The sequence below is a fragment of the uncultured Sphingomonas sp. genome (assembly GCF_964250165.1).
Lineage (GTDB): Bacteria > Pseudomonadota > Alphaproteobacteria > Sphingomonadales > Sphingomonadaceae > Sphingomonas.
The window spans coordinates 1-2,108 of record NZ_CAXUEK010000150.1 but is presented as its reverse complement, the minus strand read 5'-3'; the positions used below and the strand labels follow the sequence as shown (position 1 = coordinate 2,108).

The 2,108-nt window shown below is 71.5% G+C and carries 1 protein-coding gene and 1 pseudogene; both read right to left on the bottom strand.

From position 1 onward, the window contains the following. The coding region (locus ACFE64_RS15640; RefSeq protein ID WP_375393376.1) for a biotin/lipoyl-containing protein at positions 1-707 on the bottom strand (707 nt) is incomplete at its 3' end. A 72-nt stretch (positions 708-779) separates the two neighbouring features. After that, a pseudogene (gene sucA / locus ACFE64_RS15635) lies at positions 780-2,108 on the bottom strand (2-oxoglutarate dehydrogenase E1 component); the annotation flags it as partial.

Sequence of the window (2,108 nt, the reverse complement as noted above, 5' to 3'; positions counted from 1 at the left end):
GCGGTCATGTCGACGTCGTTGAACGTCGTCAGCATCGCGGCGGTGTTCTGCGCCTCTTTCAGCCGGCGCGCGATGGTCTGGCGCAGGCGGGTCATCCGCACGCGCTCCTCCTTGCGACCGCTGGCGGCGGCGACGGAGGGGGTCTGGGGGGCAGGCGGCGCGGCCGGCGCGGGCGCAGGCTCCGCCGGTCTTTGCGCGGCGGCGAGGACATCGTCCTTGGTCAGGCGGCCGTCGCGGCCGGTGCCGGTGACCGTGGCCGGGTCGACGCCGGTCTCCAGCACCGCGCGGCGGACCGAGGGGGAGAGCGCGGCGGGGGACTCGGGCGCATTGCCCGTCGGCGCCTCCTGCTCGCGGGGGCGGGGCTGTTCGCCCGGGCCGGGGCCGGTCCCCTCGCGCGCCTTGTCCGACATGTCGGCATTGCCCTGTGTCACCGCCGGCTGCGGCGCCGCGGCCTGGGCGGGAGCACCGACGCCCGTCTCGACGGTCGCGAGCATCGCGCCGACCGACACGGTGTCGCCGACCTGCACCGCATGCGCGCCCATCGTCCCCGCCACCGGCGAGGGCACCTCGACCGACACCTTGTCGGTTTCGAGGCTGGCGATCGGCTCGTCCGCCCGCACGGGATCGCCGGGCTGCTTGAGCCATTCGCCGAGCGTCGCCTCGGTGATCGATTCGCCGAGCGTTGGGACCAGAACTTCGGTTGCCATATGTTCGTCCTCATGTGCTTCCCGCGACGGCGGGAGCCCAGTCCGGGTCCCCGCCTGCGCGAGGACACGGCCTTACTTCGTCTTCGTCCGCCGCACCTCGCCGCGCACCGAATGGCCGAGCGCGTCGGCGACGAGCGCGGCCTGCTCCAGCTGGTGGCGCTTCATCAGCCCCGTGGCAGGCGAAGCGGCAGCGGCGCGACCGGCGTAGCGGGGGCGTGCACCGCCGCGCCCGGCGGCGGCCAGCGACTCCTCGATCAGGGGCGCGACGAAAAACCAATAGCCCTGGTTCTTCGGCTCCTCCTGCGCCCAGACCACCTCCTCCAGCTTCGGCATGCGCGCGAGGCGGAGTGCGAGCGGCTCGCCGGGGAAGGGATAGAGCTGCTCGATCCGGATCACCTGCACGTCCACGTCGCCGGCCGCGTCGCGCGCCTCGATCAGGTCGTAGGCGACCTTGCCGGTGCACAGCACGACGCGGCGCGTGTCGGCGTCGGCGCCGCCGTTGGTGTCCGACAGGATGCGCTTGAAGTGGCTCTCGCCCTGGAAGTCCGTGGCCGCGGACACCGCCAGCTTGTGGCGGAGCAGCGATTTGGGCGTCATCACCACCAGCGGCTTGCGGAAGCCGCGGTGCATCTGGCGGCGCAGCAGGTGGAAATAGTTGGCGGGCGTCGTGCAGTTGGCGACCTGCATGTTATCGCCCGCGCACAGCTGCAGGAAGCGCTCGGGGCGCGCGGAGCTGTGCTCGGGCCCCTGCCCCTCATAGCCGTGCGGCAGCAGCAGCACGAGGCCGTTGGCGCGCAGCCACTTGGCCTCGCCCGACGCGATGAACTGGTCGATCATGATCTGCGCGCCGTTCGCGAAATCGCCGAACTGCGCCTCCCACATCACCAGCGTCTTGGGGTCTGCGAGCGCATAGCCATATTCGAAGCCGAGCACGCCATATTCCGACAGCGGGCTGTCGAGCACCTCGAAGCGGCCATGCTCGACATGGCCAAGCGGCACATATTTGTGCTCGTCGACCTGATCGACCCAGACCGCATGGCGCTGCGAGAAGGTGCCGCGGCCGGAGTCCTGGCCCGACAGGCGCACGCCATAGCCCTCCGACAGCAACGCGCCGAACGCCAGCGCCTCGCCCGTCGCCCAGTCGAACCCTTCGCCGGTGTCGAACATCGCGCGCTTGGCGTCGAGCACGCGGCCGAGCGTCTTGTGCAGGTTGAGATCGGCCGGAATGGTGGTGAGGGTGCGGCCGAGCGCGGCGAACAGCTTGGGCTCGATGCCCGTCGGCACGTTGCGGCGCGCGGTCTCGGCGTCGGCGGGGGCATGGAGGCCCGACCAGCGGCCCGCGAACCAGTCCGCCTTGTTGGGCTTGTACGACGCGCCCGCCTCGAACTCGCCCTCCAGCAG